Origin of the sequence: Aquabacterium sp. A7-Y, from assembly GCF_026153205.1 — a bacterium.
GTDB lineage: Bacteria > Pseudomonadota > Gammaproteobacteria > Burkholderiales > Burkholderiaceae_C > Caldimonas.
In genome coordinates this window covers 86,043-102,957 of sequence record NZ_JAPFBW010000004.1, presented here as the reverse complement: position 1 = coordinate 102,957, position 16,915 = coordinate 86,043, and the positions used below count along the sequence as shown (strand labels likewise).

Sequence of the window (16,915 nt, the reverse complement as noted above, 5' to 3'; positions counted from 1 at the left end):
GATGAGCGCTGAACTGGAACGTGTCGTATCCCTGGAGCTATCGGTGCCCGAGGCGCCTGCCGCCCGCAGCAGCCGGGGACGGGGCACCGCCGTCGAGGTGGCAGGCCTGTCCAAGGCCTATGCCGGCCGCCGTGTGCTCGACCGTGTGGACCTGCGCATCGCGCCCGGCGAGTTCCTGGCCATCGTCGGCCGCAGTGGCTGCGGCAAAAGCACGCTGCTGCGCCTGTTGGCCGGCCTGGAAAGCGCTGATGCCGGGCAGCTGCGCTTCGACGGCCGGACGCTGGCGGGTCGCGACGAAGACACCCGGCTGATGTTCCAGGATGCCCGCCTGCTGCCCTGGAAACGGGTGCTCGACAACATCGCGCTGGGGCTGACCGGCCCCGACGCCCGCGAGCGCGCCCGCGAGGCGCTGGCCCAGGTGGGTCTGCTCGAGCGGGCCGGGGACTGGCCCGCGGTGCTCTCGGGCGGGCAGCGCCAACGGGTCGCGCTGGCGCGCGCGCTGGTGCACCGGCCGCGCCTGCTGCTGCTGGACGAGCCGCTGGGCGCGCTGGACGCGCTGACGCGCATCGAGATGCAGCAACTGATCGAGTCGCTGTGGCGCGAGCACGGTTTCACCGCGCTGCTGGTCACGCACGACGCGTCCGAGGCGGTGGCCCTGGCCGATCGCGTGGTGCTGATCGAGCAGCAGCGCATCGCCTTCGACGAGCGCATCGGACTGGAGCGGCCCCGCTCGCGCGGGGCGGCAGCCTTCGCGGCCCGGGAGGAGCGTATCCTGAAGCGGGTGTTGCAGCAGCCAGGGCAGGACAGGCCGTCCCGCGACCCCGCCGCCATGCCGCTGCCTGCGCCCGACTGGCGCTTTGCCGTGTGAGCCTGGCAGTGTGAACCCGCCGTGACCACTTCAGCCCTCGGAGACCCGTCCATGAGCCAGAGCCCCCAGCCTTCCCAGCCCGACTGGAAGTTCGAGACCCTTTCGGTGCACGCCGGCCACCAGCCCGACCCGACCACCCACGCGGTTGCGCCGCCCATCTACCAGACGGTCGCCTTCGCCTTCGACAGCGCCCAGCACGGCGCCGACCTGTTCGACCTCAAGGTGCAGGGCAACATCTACACCCGCATCATGAATCCGACCCAGTCGGTGCTGGAGCAGCGGGTCGCCGCGCTCGAAGGCGGCATCGGCGCGCTCGCGGTGGCCTCGGGCCAGGCGGCGGTGACCTATGCGATCCTGACCATCGCCGAAGCCGGCGACAACATCGTCTCGTCCAGCGCGCTCTACGGCGGCACCTACAACCTGCTGGCCCACACGCTGCCCCAGTACGGCATCCAGAGCCGCTTCGCCGACTATCGGGATCCGGCCAGCTTCGAGCCGCTGATCGATGCTCGCACCAAGGCCGTGTTCGTCGAATCGCTCGGCAACCCGCAGGGCAACGTGACCGACATCGCTGCGATCGCCGAGGTGGCGCATCGCCACGGCGTACCGTTGATCGTCGACAACACGGTGCCCACGCCCTACCTGTGCCGGCCCATCGAACATGGGGCCGACATCGTCGTGCACTCGCTGACCAAGTACCTGGGCGGCCACGGCACCAGCCTGGGCGGTGCCATCGTCGACTCCGGCCGCTTCCCTTGGGCCGAACACAAGGAGCGCTTCAAGCGCCTGAACGAACCCGACGTCAGCTACCACGGGGTGGTCTACACCGAAGCGCTCGGCGCCGCCGCCTATATCGGGCGGGCCCGGGTGGTGCCGCTGCGCAATACCGGCGCCGCGATCTCGCCCTTCAACAGCTTCCTGATCCTGCAGGGCATCGAGACGCTCGCGCTGCGCATGGACCGCATCAGCGACAACACGCTGAAGGTGGCACGGCACCTGAAAAGCAGCGCCAAGGTGGAGTGGGTCAACTATCCCGGCCTGCCCGACCATGCCGACCACACGCTGGTGCAGCGCTACCTCTCCGGCCAGGCCTCGGGCCTGCTCACCTTCGGCATCCGCGGCGGCCGTGAGGCCGGCGCGCGTTTCCTCGACGCGCTGCAGCTGTTCACACGGCTGGTGAACATCGGCGACGTGCGCTCTCTCGCCACCCATCCGGCCTCCACCACCCATCGACAGCTGTCCGGCGAGGAACTGCGCAAGGCCGGTGTCACCGAGGACACCGTGCGGCTGTCGGTCGGCATCGAGCACATCGACGATCTGCTGGCCGACCTCGACCAGGCGCTTGCCGCGGCCTGAGCCCTTCGTCGCCGCTTCACTTCACCGGGATCGGGGTGCCGCGGTCCACCGGCACCGCCGTCACGCTGTTGCGCGGCGAGCCTTCGATCAGCCGGTCGGAGTAGGTGAGGTAGAGCAGGGTGTTGCGCTTGCGGTCCACCATGCGCACGATACGCAGCTTCTTGAAGAGGATGGACAGGCGTTCGTTGAAGACCTCTTCCTGCTGGCGCACCGGCTGGGCGAAGGACACCGGGCCCACCTGGCGGCAGGCGATCGAGGCCTCGGCCTTGTCTTCGGCGAGGCCCACCGCGCCCGAGATGCCGCCGGTCTTCGCCCGCGAGACATAACAGGTCACGCCGGTGACCTTCGGATCATCGTAGGCCTCCACCACCACCTTGTGGTCCGGGCCGATCAGCTTGAACACGGTGTCGACCGAGCCGATGGGCTCGGCCAGCGCCGGGGCAGCGGTGCAGAGAAGGGCGATCGCGAGGGTGGCCGGTTGGTTCATGAGGACTCCGCAGTGGCAATGAAGGCCACAGTGTGACCGGTCCCGGCGGGTCTGAAAAACCGAGCATTCTGCTTGCAGCCGCGGCTGCGGTAGGCTTGCCCGATGCGCCAACCACCCGCCCCCGCGTCCGCCCCGCAGCCCGGCCCGTCGGCCGGCCTGCTCGCTGCCTGTCTCTGCGCCGGCTGGTGCCGGGTCTGCGAGGCTTACCAGGCGATCTGGGAGCAGGCCGAGGCGGAATGGCCGGACGTGGCCTTCCGCTGGGTGGACATCGAGGACGAAGCCGAGCTGCTCGGCGACCTCGACATCGAGGATTTCCCCAGCCTGCTGATCGTGCGCGACGGCGAGGTGCGTTTTTTTGGCCCCGCGCTGCCGCACGCCGACACGCTGCGCCGGCTGCTGCGCAGCGCCGCGGACGCACCGCCGGTGCCGGTGGAGGCCGTGGTCACCCGGCTGGCCTGCGAGCTGGTTCAGGAAGCCCAGCTCGGTTTCGTCAACCCGCCGCACCGGTCGGCGGCGGGCTGAACCCGCCCCGGAGCGGGCGCGGGCCAGGCTCCGTGCCGCGCAGGTTTTCTAGAGGCTGGCCTGCTTGCGCGAGGGCGGGGCATCGCCCTCGGCGGGCCCCTCCCACCCGCCGCCCAGGGCCCGGATCAAGCCCACCGTGGCCTGGTACTGCGCCGCCTGCACCACCAGGGCCTGGCGGCGGTTGCGCAGTTCGCTGCGCTGAGCGTCGAGCAGTTCCAGCTGGCTGACCAGCCCGTTGCGGTAGCGCGAGGCCGACAGCGCCGTGGCGCGGGCCGCGGACTCCACCGCGCGTTGCTGCAGCTGTGACTGCTGCGCCAGCAGGCGCAAGCCGCTCAGCTGGTCCTCGACATCGCGGAAGGCCGTCAGCACCTGCTGGCGGTAAGCCGCCAGCGCGGCGTCGAGCTCGGCGCGCGCGGTTTGCACGCCGGCCTCGCGGCGCCCGCCGTCGAAGATCGGCAGCGACAGCAGCGCGCCGACACTCCAGGCGCGCGCCGACCATTCGAACAGATCCGACAGCTCACCGGAGGCATGGCCGCCGCTGGCGGTCAGTGCAAGGCTGGGGAACCAGGCGGCGCGCGCGATGCCGACCCGCTCCTGGGCCGCCATCAGGCTGCGCTGGGCCGCCGCCACGTCCGGCCGGCGCGCGAGCACCGTGGACGGCAGGCCGGGCGGCACATGGGGCAGCTCGACCTGCGGCAAGGGCTGCCCGCTGGCCGCCAGGTCGACCACCGCGAAGCTGGAGGCCGGCTCGCCCACCAGCACGGCCAGCGCATGCTCCAGCTCGGCACGCTGGCGGTCCAGGGCGAGGGCCTCGGCCTCGGTGGCGGCGACCTCGGTGCGCACCCGCGCGACGTCGAGCTCGGCCACGTCGCCGGCCTCGAAGCGGCGTTCGGTGAGGCGCAGGGTGTCGCCGTAGGCGAGCAGGGTGTCACGCACCAGCCTGCGCTCGCTGTCCAGCGCGCGCAGGGTCAGGTAGGTGTAGGCGACGTCGGCCTGCACCACCAGCCGGGTGCTTTGCAGCAGGGCCTCGCGAGCCTGGGCGTCCAGCGTGGCGGCGCGCGTCGCGGCCGACAGGCGGCCAACCAGGTCGGCCTCGTAGGACAGGCCCAGCCCCGCGGACAGCAATGTGGCGGCTCGGCCGCCCATGCCGGGGGGCGCTTCACGCAGCGCGCCGGCCTGGGCCTGCAGCTGCGGGGCGCGGGCGGCATCGCTGACACGCAGCAGGGCCCGCGCCTGGGCCAGCCGGGCAGCGGCCCCTTGCAGGTCGGTGTTGTGCAGGGCGGCGCGCTCGGCCAGGCCGTCGAGCACCGGGTCGGAGAACAGGCGCCACCAGGCACCGCGCTCCTGCATGTCAGCCGGCGCGGCCACGGTCCAGCGGCCGCTGTCGGCTTCCTTGAAGCCGGCCGGCACGGCGGGCAGCGCCGCCGGGTCCACGGCCTCGGGGGTCGCGCAGCCGGCCAGCACCATCGCGGCCAGCAGCGCGGCGAGGGCCGGTCGTTTCAAGGCAGGGAAGGTGATCGCAGTCATGAAAGATTCCTTCGGGTTCGAATGCGGGCTCAGTCCAGCGCCTCGCGGGGCGCGGCCGGCAGCGGGCGAGCGGTCGCCCCGCCGCCCGCTTGCGTGGGCTCGGTCACCTGCCAGGGGTGCGGCACCTCGCCGTGCAGCTTGAGGGGCCGGTTGCCGGTGAGGCGGCGCATCAGGACGTAAAACACCGGCGTCAGGAACAGGCCGAACAGCGTCACACCGATCATCCCGGCGAACACCGCCACCCCCATGGCCTGGCGCATCTCGGCGCCGGCGCCGGTGGACAGCACCAGCGGCAGCACGCCCATCACGAAGGCCAGCGAGGTCATCAGGATGGGGCGCAGGCGCAGGCGGCTCGCCTCGATGGCCGCCTCCACCGGGCTGCGTCCGGCGAACTCCAGCTCACGCGCGAACTCGACGATGAGGATGGCGTTCTTGGCCGACAGCCCCACCAGCACGATCAGCCCGATCTGGGTGAACACGTTGTTGTCGCCGCTGGACAGCCACACGCCCGTCATGGCCGCCAGCAGCCCCATCGGCACGATCAGGATGATGGACAGCGGCAGGGTCAGGCTCTCGTACTGCGCCGCCAGCACCAGGAAGACCAGCAGCACCGCGAGCGGGAAGACCCACAGCGCCGAGTTGCCGGCCAGGATCTCCTGGTAGGTCAGTTCGGTCCACTCGTAGCTCACGCCCTTGGGCAAGGTCTCCCTGGCGATCCGCTCGACGGCTTCGCGCGCCTGCCCCGACGAGTAGCCGGGCGCCGGGCCGCCGTTGATGTCGGCCGAGAGGAAGCCGTTGTAGCGCATCGCGCGCTCGGGCCCGAAACTCGGCTGCATGCGGATCAGCGACGCCAGCGGCACCATCTCGCCGCTGGACGAGCGCACCTTCAGCAGCCCGACGTCCTCGGCGCGCGCCCGGTAGGCCGCATCCGCCTGCACCCGCACCGAGTAGGTCCGCCCGAACTTGTTGAAGTCGTTGACATACATCGAGCCCAGGTAGATCTGCATGGTGTCGAACACGTCGGTCACCGAAACGCCCAGCTGGCGCGCCTTGGTGCGGTCGATGTCGGCGTAGAGCTGCGGGACGTTGACCTGGAAGCTGCTGAACATGCCGGCCAGTTCGGGCGCCTGCCAGGCCTTGGCCATGAAGGCGTTGGTCGCCTCGGCCAGCGCCTCGTAGCCGAGCGCGGCGCGGTCCTCGATCTGCAGCTTGAAGCCCCCGATGGTGCCCAGCCCCTGCACCGGCGGCGGCGGGAACATCGCGATGAAGGCGTCTTCGATGGCGCCGAACTGCTGGTTCAGCTGGGCCGCGATGGCGCCGCCGCTCAGTGTCTCGTCGCGCCGCTCGTCGAAGGGCTTGAGCGTGACGAACACGATGCCGGCGTTGGAGCTGTTGGTGAAGCCGTTGATCGACAGGCCGGGGAAGGCGATCGCGTCTTCGACGCCGGGCTGCTTCAGCGCGATCTCGCCCATGCGCCGGATCACGTCCTCGGTGCGATCCAGGGTCGCGCCGTCGGGCAGCTGCGCGAAGCCCACCAGGTACTGCTTGTCCTGGCCGGGCACGAAGCCGCCCGGGACGGCACGGAACAGCCCGAAGGTGGCGGCCGCGAGTGCCAGGTAGAAGGCGAACATCAGACCGCGCCGGCCGATGGCGCGCGACACCCCGCCGCTGTAGGCGGTCGAGCCGCGCCCGAAGGCCCGGTTGAAGCCGCGGAACAGCCAGCCCAGGCTGCGGTCCATGACCCGTGTCAGCGCGTCCGGGGGCGTGCCGTGGGCGCGCAGCAGCAGGGCTGCGAGTGCCGGCGACAGGGTCAGCGAGTTGATCGCCGAGATCACGGTCGAGATCGCGATGGTCAGCGCGAACTGCTTGTAGAACTGCCCGGTCAGACCGCTGATGAAGGCCAGCGGCACGAACACCGCGATCAGCACCAGGGCGATCGCGATGATGGGCCCCGAGACCTCGCGCATGGCCCGGTAGGTGGCCTCGCGGGGACTCAGGCCGGCCTCGATGTTGCGCTCCACGTTCTCGACCACCACGATGGCGTCGTCCACCACGATGCCGATCGCCAGCACCAGGCCGAACAGGCTCAGGGCGTTGATCGAGAAGCCGAACAGGTGCATCACCGCGAAGGTGCCGACGATGGACACCGGCACCGCCAGCAGCGGGATGATGGAGGCGCGCCAGGTCTGCAGGAACAGGATCACGACCAGCACCACCAGGGCCACGGCTTCCAGCAGCGTGTGCACCACCGCGTCGATGGAGGCGCGCACGAACTGCGTCGGGTCGTAGACGATCTGGTAGTCCACGCCCTCGGGCATGTCCTGCTTCAGCTCGGCCATGACCTGGCGCACCTGGTCGGAGATCGCGATCGCATTGCTGCCCGGCGCCTGGAAGATGGGCAGTGCCACTGCCGGCTTGTTGTTCAGCAGCGAGCGCAGCGCGTACTCCGAGGCGCCCAGCTCGATGCGCGCGATGTCGCGCAGGCGTGTCACGCCGCCGTCGGCGCTGGTCGCGACAATGATTTCGCCGAACTCCTCCTCGGTCTGCAGGCGACCCTGGGCATTGATGGACAGCTGCAGGTCCACCCCAGGCAGGCTCGGCGAGGCGCCAACGATGCCGGCCGCCGCCTGCACGTTCTGCTCGCGGATCGCGCGCACCACGTCGCTCGCGGACAGGCGCCGCTCGGCGACCTTCTGCGGGTCCAGCCAGACCCGCATCGAGTAGTCGCCGGCGCCGAAGATCTGCACCTGGCCGACGCCTTCGACCCGTGCCAGCCTGTCCTTGACGTTGAGCAGCCCGTAGTTGCGCAGGTAGGTCATGTCGTAGCGCTCGTTGGGCGAGAGCAGGTGCACGACCATGGTGAGGTCGGGCGCGCTCTTGACCGTGGTCACGCCGAGCCGCCGCACCTCCTCGGGCAAGCGCGGCTCGGCCTGCGAAACGCGGTTCTGCACCAGCTGCTGGGCCTTGTCCGGGTCCGTGCCGAGGCGGAAGGTCACGGTCAAGGTCAGCAGGCCGTCGGTGGTGGCCTGGCTGCTCATGTAAAGCATGCCTTCGACGCCGTTGATGGCTTCCTCCATCGGCGTCGCGACGGTTTCCGCGATGACCTTGGGGTTGGCGCCGGGGTACTGCGCCCGCACCACCACCGAGGGCGGCACGACCTCGGGATATTCGGAGATCGGCAGCGCGCGCATGGCCAGCAGGCCGGCGATCAGCATCAGCAGCGACAGCACGCCCGCGAAGATGGGCCGGTCGATGAAAAACTTCGATAGGTTCACGTTGGACTCCCTGGGGTGCGATCAGGACCGGGTGGCGCCACGGCCGCCGGCCTGCTGCTGGGCGCGCGCGTCCATCTCCACCGGCTGCGGGGCGACCTGCGCCCCCGGGCGCACGCGCTGCAGGCCGTTGACGACGATGCGTTCGCCGGCCTTCAGGCCCGAGGCGACGACACGCAGGCCGTCGATGCTCGGGCCCAGCGTCACTTCCCGGTAGCTGGCGGTGTTGTCCGCGCCGACCACCAGCACGAACTTCTTGCTCTGGTCGGTGCCGATGGCGCGCTCGCTGATCAGTACCGCCGGCTGCTCGCTGGGCTGGCCCATGCGCAGGCGCGCGAACTGGCCCGGCATCAGGCTGCCGTCGGCGTTGTCGAAGACGGCACGCACGCGCACCGTGCCGCTGCGTGCGTCGACCTGGTTGTCGACCAGCTGCAGCTGGCCGGCATGCGGCAGGTCGGCGCTTTCGGCGGTGCCCATGCGCACCGGGATGCGCGCGAGCTGGCTGCGCGCCGAGCCGCCGCCGGGGAGCTGGCGCAGCGCGCGCAGCACCACCTGTTCGTCGGCCTCGAAGCTGGCGTAGATCGGGCTCACCGACACCAGCGTGGTCAGCACCGGGGCCGAGGCGCCCGCGGCCACCAGGTTGCCCACCGTGACCTCAAGCCGGCCGACACGCCCCGCCACCGGGGCGCGCACCTGGGTGTAGCCGAGGTTGAGACGGGCCGCCTGAAGCGCGGCGCGGGCCGAGCGCAGGTTGGCCTCCGCCTCGCGGGCGGCGTTCTCGCGTTCGTCCAGCTCGCGTTGGGCGATGGCGCGCTCCTGCCAGAGGCGTTGCGAGCGCTGCAGCTCGCTGGCGGCATGCGAGACGCGGGCCTGCGCCGCCGCAACCTGGGCGTCCAGCCGTTCGACTTCGGCGGCATAGGGCGCCGGGTCCAGCGTGACGAGCAGTTCACCGGCCTTGACGAGTGCGCCCTCGCGGAAGTGCACGGCCTGCACCGTGCCGGCCACGCGCGGGCGGATGTCGACCCGCTCGACCGCTTCAAGGCGGCCGGAGAACTCGTGCCAGGCGGCCACGCTGCGTTGCAGCGCCGGTGCCACCGAGACCGGTGTGGCCGGCGGCGGTGCGGCCGGGGCGTTGGCTTCGGCGCTGGGGGAGGACAGGCCCAGCACCGCGGCGCCGCCGCCGGCCAGGGCCGCGACCAGGCCGCCCAGGGCCCAGAGTTGGCGTCGCCGGCCGCGCGCAGCGGACCGAGCAGACGCAGAGGAAGGTGATGCCGTCGCGGGCGGCGAGTGAGGGTCGAGCGGGAGGCTCATGAAAAACTCCTGAGAGTGTGTCGTTCTGAGGTGAAGGAGCAGGTGATCGGAATTCGGGGCGCGGGTCAGCCGGTCTGCAGAAAACGCCGCAGCCGCTGCAGCAGCCGGGGGATCCAGGGCGCTTCCAGCGTCGTGACCTCGTCCCAGCTGCCCGGCGCGATGCGGGCCCCGTCCATCACGCAGTCCTCGGCCGCGATGCCGGCGGCGCGCAGCCGACGCGTGTAGGCCAGCGTCTCGTCATGGAAGGGGTCGCCGGGCGCCGTGATGGCCAGGGCCGCCGGCAGTCCGTTCATGCGACGCGCCAGTCCGGGCACCGCATAGGGGTGATCGGCCTCGCCGCCCGGGCCCAGGTAGTGGCGCCAGCCGGCCGCCCAGCGGCAGCCGTTGAGGCCGGCTTCGGCCTGGCGCGCCGAGCCGGTGCCCAGGCAGGGGTCCAGCATCGGCGACAGCAGCACCTGGGCGGCCAGCGGCGGCGCATCGCGGTCACGTGCGACCGCGCACAGCGCGGCTGCCAGATTGCCGCCGGCCTCCTCGCCGGCCACCATCAGCCGGGCTCGCCGGCCGGCCAGCCGGACCCTCGCGGCCCAGGCCCACAGCAGCGCGCGATAGCCGACTTCGAGGGGCTGCGGGAAGGGCGCGCCGGGGGCCAGCGGGTAGTCCACCGAGACCACCACCGCGCCAGCAAGCGCCAGCAGGCGCGCGACCACCGCACCGCTGTCCAGCGATCCGCCGACAAAAGCGCCGCCGTGGAAGTGCAGCACCAGCGGCCAGGACTCCGCGAGCGCCGGGCGGCGGTCACGCCGGCCGTAGACCCTCAACCCGACACGGCGCGACGGGCCCAGGCCGAGCTGTTCATCGCGGATGTCGGCGGGCTCACCGAACGGGCTTTGTGGGCGGGAGGAGGGGGCGGAGCGCATCGTTGGCCGGGCTTGTGTTGCACTGCGGCAAACGATATGGTTTTGCTTACGCCGAATAAATACGAAGTTCTTGGTTTCTTTATTTCTATGGATGAATAATCGCCGCTGGCCTGGTGCCCACCGGGCTTGCCGACGGAGGAAAGATGGACCAACTTGCCGCAATGCGCGCCTTCCTGCGCGTGGCCGAGACGGGCAGCTTCACCAAGGCCGCCGACCTGCTCCAGACCCCCAAGCCCACCGTGACCAAGCTGGTGCAGACGCTGGAGTCGCACCTGCACACCAAGCTGCTGCACCGCACCACGCGGCGTGTCACCGTGACCTCCGAGGGGGCTGCGTATTACGAGCGCGCCGCGCGCCTGATCACCGAACTCGACGACATCGATACGACGATGTACAACGCGCGCGCCTGCCCGGGCGGTCGCCTGCGCATCGAGGTGCCGGCCAGCGTCGCCACCCTGGTGGTGTTGCCGGCGCTGCCCGACTTTCTCGAGCGTTATCCCAAGATCCAGGTCGACATGGGCGTGAGCGACCGGCCGGTCGACCTGATCGGCGACAACGTCGATTGCGCGCTGCGCGCCGGGGAGCTGACCGACCCGTCCATGATCGCCCGGCGTATCGGCGAGGTGCAGTCCATCGCCTGCGCCAGCCCGGTCTACCTGCAGAAGCACGGCCAGCCGCGCCACCCCTCCGAGCTGGAGGAGCAGCACACGATGGTGAGCTACTTCCTTTCAGGGGGGCGCTACAAGAACTTCGTGTTCGCCAAGGACGGCGAAAGAGTGCAGGTCAAGGGCAGCTACCGCGTGTCGGTCAACGACAGCAATGCCTATCTCGCGGCGGGCCTGGCCGGCATGGGCATCATCCAGGTGCCCACCTTCATGGTGCAGCAGCACCTCAGCAGCGGTGCGCTGCAGCCGGTGTTGTGCCAGTGGATGGCGGAGCCCAAGCCCATCCACGTGATCTATCCGCCCAACCGCCACCTGACGACACGGCTGCGCGTGTTCGTGGACTGGGTGGCGGAGCTGTTCGCCAACAACGACCTGATCCAGCGGCGTTCGACCTTGCACCTGGTCCAGCTCGGCGTGCTGCGGTGCGAGCAGGCGGAGCGTTTCGCCGCGCACGGCGGGGAGGAGGCCGCGCCGGCCGCGTGGCCGGCGGTGGAGGCCGAGCCGGTGGCCGGCTGAGGCCTCGCGGCCTTCAGTCCGCGCTGCGACGCTGGCGCCGGCGAGCCTGCAGCCACAGGCCCAGGCCGCCGGCCGCGAGCAGTGCATAGGTGGACGGCTCGGGCACCGCCGGCGCGAAGGTGGTGAGGGTGTCGGAAATCGGCCGGCCGACGATGTTGCGACCCAGGCTCACGCTGCCGGTCTCGGCAAAGGCCGTGGCATCGGTGTCAAGGAAAAAGAAGTAGGTCGAGGCGCCGGCGGCGAGCGGCTCGTCGCCGGCGGCGAAGCTGAAGTCCACGCTGCCCGGCTGGCGCGAGACGGGGAGGGCCAGCTCGTCCCAGCGGTGCAGGTAGCTGGGGGCCATCGTTCCGGGCTCGTCCGTGCGCCAGCCGGCATCGTAGGAGAAGGCGGCGTTGTAGACGCCGTCCAGCATGACGCGGAAGTCCCAGGCCGGGTCCGAGTTCGCGTCCAGCGTCACGCGCCAGTAGAAGTCCAGCGTGCCGTCGAGCGAGGAACGCACCACACGCGACTGCAACTGGCCGGTGACCTGGCGGTCCTCGATGGGGGGCGGGCCGAGGTCGAAATCGGCGTAGCTGAAATCGGCGACGGCATCGGCGACCACGGTGCCGGCCAGCGAGGGACGGTCGGCGATCGAGGCGGGCGTGGCCTCCAGCATGGTGTCCGGGGGCGTCAGCGGCACGGCCTGGGCGCCGAGGGCGGCAACCGAGAGCAGGGCGGCGAGGGGGGTGTGCGGCACGGTCGGCATGCGGATCTCCTGAAGCTTGTGGGTGGTCAGTGAGCAAGCCGGCAGCAAGCGGCGCGCCCAGGCGGGCGGCAGAGGCGGTCACCGCCGGTGTTTACTGCCCGGAAGGGCAGCCTGCGCTCAGCCGGGCCGCAGCTGGCAAGCATAGGCAAGCCGTTGCGATCCCGAGGTCGCCACCCAGCCCGGCATCGCGGCCGGGAGCAGCTTCACGACAGGCCGCTCGCTTCGAGGCTGCGCAACTCCTGCGCGAAAAAGCCGCGGTCCACGGCGTTCATGGCTGCGACGAGGCAGCGCAGCTCGGTGAGCAGAGGCGCCACGCCGCCGGCGGCCGCGTGAGCGCGCCGGCACAGCTGCCACAGGTGCTCCAGCATCACCCCGGCCGTCTCCAGCCGGCCGTGGGCCTCGGGCTGCGCGCGCACTTCGTCCAGCAGGGCGGAGGTGACGAGGGACCAGTCGTCGCTGCCCGGCGGCACGCCCAGCAACTCCCCGAAGGGGCCCAGCTGCTGCCGCAGCGTCGCCAGCTTCAGCGGCGTTGTCGTGCCGGTGGCGGAGGGCGCCGCATAGGGCAGGCCGCCGCGCGCGATGCGGCACACGCTCAACAGATTGGACAGCGAACCGGCGGCCAGGGCGTGGCGGCGCCGGTACCACTCGCTGAGCAGCAGCCAGCGGATCGCGTCGACCCGCTGCGCCTCGCCGTCCGGGGCGTCGCCAGCCGCGCCGAGCTGAAGCAGCCAGATCGCATACCCCAGGTTGGAAGCGATGCTCTCCACCAGCGTGAAGGAATCCGCCTCGATGGCGCACACCAGCGCCTCCTCGAAGCCCGCGATGACACGGGCCGCATCGGCCGTCGCCACCGGCTTGCCGGCTGGCCGGCTGAGGCGGCTCTTCAGCAACAGCGCCTGCAGGTTGAGCCGTTCTGCGCGCAGACGCGGGTTGTGCTGCCAGACGGCGCCCTCGGCGGGCTTGAGGCCGCGGTCCAGCAGCGCCTGGGCCTCGCCGTAACGTCTGTCCTGGTAGGCGCACCAGGCCAGCCCCAGGTGGCAGAGCCCGCGCACCGCCTCCCGGCGCGGCTGGCGGGCCTGCGCCTCGGTCGCGGCCAGGGCCCGCTGCAAGGCCTCGCGGGCGGAGCCGGTCGCGTCGCGCCGGCGCGCCTGGCGCGCCAGCGCGAACAGCGCCCAGGCCTGCTGCAGGTCGGCACCGGGACCCTGGGCCAGCGCTGCCAGACCGGACAGCGAGGGCAGGGCCGCGGCCGGCGGGACCGATCCGCCTTCTTCCGCCTGCTGGCGGGCCTGCAGGAAGGAGAACCAGAAGCGGCCGTCCCCCGTCGGCGCCGGTGTGCCTGCGGCAGTTTCCGGGTCGGCGCACGCGGCCAAGAGGTGCTGGCGCAGCGCCGGCAGGCGCAGGCGGCGCTCGCCCAGCCAGAACCGCAAACGTCGCGCCTGGCCCGGCGCCACCCAGAAGGGGCCATGTTTGCGGCCGTGCAGGCTGAGTCCAGTCGGCGCGGCCGGGCCGCCGGGACCCCAGCCGATCTGCACGCCGGCGGCTTCACAGAGCCGGAACAGCCGGGTGACGGCCATCGGATAGGCCGCTTCGTTGCCGATGCGGCGTCGCAGTGCGTCGGCCGGCAGGCTCGCCGGCGATCCGGCCTGCAGCGCGCGCTCGGCCAGCGCGGCCACGAACCAGGTCGCCAGCGCGTTGCAGGGCCGGGGGCCGATCGCGAAAGGGCGCTCGAGCTGGACGTCGATGAAGTCGGGGTGGGTCATGGCGGGGTGGCGTGTGAGCGGTCGCGGATGTTATGACGGCCGCAAGCGCTGCCCTTGCGGACGGGCGGCGATGACAGGGTGTGCACGATCTCACGCGGGATGCCTGGCGCCGAGGGCTCCTGAAGGATCTGACAGTGCGTGCCTGGAGCGGACTCGGCTACCGTCGCCCCGGCGATGCCGAGACGCTGCCGCGGCCTTGAGACCGGTGTCTCAACCGTCCGGTCGGCAATTTCGACCGTTGATCAGGGTGACAGCCTTCTCTGACCAGCCGCCTCGCCGTTGTGAAAGTGCATGTTAAATTCGCCGCTCAGGGAAAGGTCGGCCGACGCCAGTCGCGGCTGAACACATCAAGATGCAACAACAAACGTTCAGGCGCCTGCCTGCTGCGGCTGCGCGCCGTTTTGTCTCACTCACCAGCGGTGCCATCGCCTTGGCGGCATTGCTCGCAGCTTGCGGCGGCGGTGGCGGTGGCGGTGGCTCCGGCGACGCTGCCGACAGGCATGAAGTCCCGGCCGAAATCCTCGGCATCAGCGCTTGCGAGCCGGGCAGCGGCACGGACTACCAGGTCGGACCGCGCGCCGGACAGTTGAGCGACCTCGACCAGGTGCCCTGGGAGCAGCTCAAGGCCGGCGACACGGTGCGGGTCTTCTACCGCTCGACGCCTTACCACGGCAAGGTGGTGATCGCTGCGCAGGGCCGTGCCGACGCGCCGGTGCGCGTGTGCGGCGTGCGCGGCCCCAACGGCGAGCGTCCCATCCTCGACGGCCGGGACGCGGTCTCGCGCCGCGGCGTGCCCTACGGCCATGAGCTGCACGAGTCGCGTTCGGTGGTCCTGGTCAACCGCCTGCAGACGCAGGCCTGGCAGGCCTACCCGCGTTTCATCCAGATCGACGGGCTGCACATCCGCGGCGCCCGCCCCGGGAATCACTTCACCGACAGCTTCGGCCAGCGCCGGGAGTATGTGGAGTTCGGCGCCTGCGTGTGGATCGAGCGCGGCCACAACATCACGATCGCCGACAACGAGATCAATGACTGCTCCCAGGCCATCTTCAGCAACTCGAAGGAAGAGGGCGACTTCACGATCACGCGCAACCTGCGCATCGCCGGCAACCATTTCCACGGCAACGGCGTGGCGGGCATCCAACTGAACCACACCACCTACATCCAGAGCGTGGGCACGGTCTACGAGTTCAACCGCTACGGCCCGATGCGCGCGGGCGCGGCGGGCAACTCGCTGAAGGACCGCTCGGTGGGCCCGGTGATCCGCTACAACCGCATCGAGGACGGAGCCCGCGCGCTCGACCTGGTCGAGACCGAGGACTACTACGTGCTGATCAAGGACGACCCGGCCTACCGCCGCACCTACGTCTATGGCAACCAGATCGTCAAGGACGGCCGCAAGGGCAGCACCATCCACTACGGTGGGGACCACGCCGGCAACGAGGACAGCTACCGCAAGGGCACGCTGTACTTCTTCAACAACACGGTGCACATCACGGGCGACGACTATGCCGTGATCTTCCAGATCTCGACCACAGAAGAGACCGCCGAGGTCTGGAACAACGTCTTCCTGTTCGATGCCGCGATCCCGTATCCGCGCATGCGCGACAAGCAGGACAACGCCGACGGCATCCCCTCGGGCGGCATCGTCAACCTGGGTCGCAACTGGATCGATGCGCGCTGGACCGATGCCGGTCTCTGGCACCAGGTGGGCGGCGCGCTCAACGGCGTCGCCAACCTCATCACCGGCCGCACCCCGCCGGTGGACTTGCAGACCCTGCAGCCGCTCGCCGGCAGCCCGGTGGTGAACGCGGGCCAGGAGTCGCCCCAGGCAGTGCGCAACCTCGCGGTGACCTACCAGCTCGACGCCAGGGGCCTGCCGGTGCCGCGCCGCAGCGTCGGTGGCATCGACCTCGGCGCGGCCGAGCGGCAATGATGCACGCCCCGTGCCCTCAGCGGGGCGCGGGGCCGGTGTCCTGTGCCGAGCCGGCGGCTCGCACCGCCAGCCGCTGCATCGAGAACAGCGCGAGCACCGACAGTGCCGCCGTCGAGGTGCTCAGCCACAGCAGCACCCGCGCCCCGGCCAGCTCGGCCGGGTAGGTGTACCACAGGGCCCCGAGGGCCAGGCCGTTGCCCGCACCGGCGAGCAGGCCAGCGGCATAGTCCTGGAAGCGGCGCGCGCTGTTGGCGCTGAGCGACCAGCGCGGATCCGTGTTGTAGCTGGGCAGGCGCAGGTGGGCGTCGCCGAGTTGCTCCAGCGCGGACAGGAAACCTCGCAAGTGGGCCAGCGCACGTTCGGTCTTGTAGTTGAGCAGGACCAGGCACCACGAGGCGACCGGAAAACCCAAGGACAGCCAGTGCACCGGCAGCCGCGGGGCGCCGCCCTCGTGCTGGAGGCCGAGCAAGGCCGCCAGCAGCCCCAGCGTGAGCGTCAGGTAGAGGCCGAGCGCCTGCAGGCGCTGGCTGATGCGCGCGTTCAGCTCGTTGGAGGCTGCGATGAAGCGGTAATTGGCGTCGACAAGATCCGAGGGCATCGCGGGCGGCGTCGGTAAAAGCTCCGATTCTCCTGCGAACGCCGGCGCCCGGTGTTCCAGCCTCTGCTCGCCGACCCGCATGCGCTTTCCGCATGTGCAGCGTCGGATTCATTCGTTCTCCGACCAGGTCCGCTTCGTTACCTTCGCTGCTCGAGCCCGCCGGGAGCGGCCGGGCCGCACCTCACCCCCCACAGGAGTTTCCGCCCATGAGCATCACGGCCATCAATGTTCGCAACCAGTTCCGCGGCAAGGTGAAGGAGGTCATCGAGGGGCCGGTGGTGTCGGAGATCGACGTCGAGACGCCGGCCGGCCTGATCGTCACCTCGGTCATCACGACCCGCTCGGTCAAGGAACTCGGCCTGACGGTCGGCAAGGAGGTGATCGCCCTGGTGAAGTCGACCGAGGTGTCGATCGCCACCCTCTGAAGCCGGTGAA

Annotated in this window: 14 protein-coding genes; 6 read left to right on the top strand and 8 right to left on the bottom strand. The window is 70.8% G+C overall.

Features of this window, described 5'->3' with window-relative positions; all coding sequences use genetic code 11:
- The first annotated feature begins 1 nt into the window (after position 1).
- Together OOT46_RS04620 and OOT46_RS04615 are read left to right on the top strand one after the other, a co-directional pair.
- Positions 2 to 868 carry an ATP-binding cassette domain-containing protein gene (locus OOT46_RS04620; protein WP_265402417.1) on the top strand — a complete coding sequence of 289 codons (867 nt, stop codon included), beginning with the start codon at positions 2 to 4 and terminating at the stop codon, positions 866 to 868.
- A 51-nt stretch (positions 869 to 919) separates the two neighbouring features.
- The gene (locus tag OOT46_RS04615) at positions 920 to 2,224 is read left to right on the top strand and encodes an O-acetylhomoserine aminocarboxypropyltransferase/cysteine synthase family protein (RefSeq protein WP_265402416.1); all 1,305 of its coding nucleotides are present in this window, start codon (positions 920 to 922) and stop codon (positions 2,222 to 2,224) included.
- Between the two features lie 16 nt (positions 2,225 to 2,240).
- Here the strand turns inward: OOT46_RS04615 and OOT46_RS04610 are convergent, their stop codons facing one another.
- On the bottom strand, positions 2,241 to 2,711 hold the full coding sequence (locus OOT46_RS04610; RefSeq protein ID WP_265402415.1) for a CreA family protein: 471 nt from the start codon (positions 2,709 to 2,711) through the stop codon (positions 2,241 to 2,243).
- Between the two features lie 102 nt (positions 2,712 to 2,813).
- Here OOT46_RS04610 and OOT46_RS04605 point away from each other — a divergent pair, with 102 nt between their 5' ends.
- Complete coding sequence (locus OOT46_RS04605; protein WP_265402414.1) at positions 2,814 to 3,233, top strand: thioredoxin family protein; 420 nt, start codon at positions 2,814 to 2,816, stop codon at positions 3,231 to 3,233.
- Between the two features lie 48 nt (positions 3,234 to 3,281).
- On the opposite strand, the gene OOT46_RS04600 is transcribed toward OOT46_RS04605, so the two are convergent.
- The 4 genes from OOT46_RS04600 to OOT46_RS04585 all read right to left on the bottom strand — a co-directional run bounded on the left by OOT46_RS04600 (position 3,282) and on the right by OOT46_RS04585 (position 10,260).
- Positions 3,282 to 4,760 (bottom strand): efflux transporter outer membrane subunit, encoded by a 1,479-nt coding sequence (locus OOT46_RS04600; protein ID WP_265402413.1) that lies wholly within the window; start codon positions 4,758 to 4,760, stop codon positions 3,282 to 3,284.
- A gap of 29 nt (positions 4,761 to 4,789) precedes the next feature.
- A complete protein-coding gene (locus OOT46_RS04595; RefSeq protein WP_265402412.1) occupies positions 4,790 to 8,035 on the bottom strand; it encodes an efflux RND transporter permease subunit in 3,246 nt (1,081 codons plus the stop codon).
- Between the two features lie 21 nt (positions 8,036 to 8,056).
- Positions 8,057 to 9,343: an efflux RND transporter periplasmic adaptor subunit gene (locus tag OOT46_RS04590; RefSeq protein WP_265402411.1), complete on the bottom strand. Its 1,287-nt coding sequence runs from the start codon at positions 9,341 to 9,343 to the stop codon at positions 8,057 to 8,059.
- 65 nt (positions 9,344 to 9,408) lie between these two features.
- Positions 9,409 to 10,260: an alpha/beta hydrolase gene (locus OOT46_RS04585; protein WP_265402410.1), complete on the bottom strand. Its 852-nt coding sequence runs from the start codon at positions 10,258 to 10,260 to the stop codon at positions 9,409 to 9,411.
- Positions 10,261 to 10,403: 143 nt separating this feature from the next.
- Between OOT46_RS04585 and OOT46_RS04580 the strand changes: the two genes are divergently transcribed.
- Complete coding sequence (locus tag OOT46_RS04580; protein ID WP_265402409.1) at positions 10,404 to 11,441, top strand: LysR family transcriptional regulator; 1,038 nt, start codon at positions 10,404 to 10,406, stop codon at positions 11,439 to 11,441.
- 13 nt (positions 11,442 to 11,454) lie between these two features.
- On the opposite strand, the gene OOT46_RS04575 is transcribed toward OOT46_RS04580, so the two are convergent.
- Both OOT46_RS04575 and OOT46_RS04570 read right to left on the bottom strand, forming a co-directional pair.
- Complete coding sequence (locus OOT46_RS04575) at positions 11,455 to 12,186, bottom strand: PEP-CTERM sorting domain-containing protein (protein WP_265402408.1); 732 nt, start codon at positions 12,184 to 12,186, stop codon at positions 11,455 to 11,457.
- A 203-nt stretch (positions 12,187 to 12,389) separates the two neighbouring features.
- Positions 12,390 to 13,946, bottom strand: a complete 1,557-nt coding sequence (locus OOT46_RS04570) for a hypothetical protein (protein ID WP_265402407.1) — start codon at positions 13,944 to 13,946, stop codon at positions 12,390 to 12,392.
- A 352-nt stretch (positions 13,947 to 14,298) separates the two neighbouring features.
- Between OOT46_RS04570 and OOT46_RS04565 the strand changes: the two genes are divergently transcribed.
- Complete coding sequence (locus OOT46_RS04565) at positions 14,299 to 15,882, top strand: right-handed parallel beta-helix repeat-containing protein (protein ID WP_265402406.1); 1,584 nt, start codon at positions 14,299 to 14,301, stop codon at positions 15,880 to 15,882.
- A gap of 16 nt (positions 15,883 to 15,898) precedes the next feature.
- On the opposite strand, the gene OOT46_RS04560 is transcribed toward OOT46_RS04565, so the two are convergent.
- Positions 15,899 to 16,480 carry a hypothetical protein gene (locus tag OOT46_RS04560; protein ID WP_265402405.1) on the bottom strand — a complete coding sequence of 194 codons (582 nt, stop codon included), beginning with the start codon at positions 16,478 to 16,480 and terminating at the stop codon, positions 15,899 to 15,901.
- 206 nt (positions 16,481 to 16,686) lie between these two features.
- Here OOT46_RS04560 and OOT46_RS04555 point away from each other — a divergent pair, with 206 nt between their 5' ends.
- Positions 16,687 to 16,905: a TOBE domain-containing protein gene (locus tag OOT46_RS04555; RefSeq protein WP_265402404.1), complete on the top strand. Its 219-nt coding sequence runs from the start codon at positions 16,687 to 16,689 to the stop codon at positions 16,903 to 16,905.
- The last annotated feature ends 10 nt before the right edge of the window (positions 16,906 to 16,915 follow it).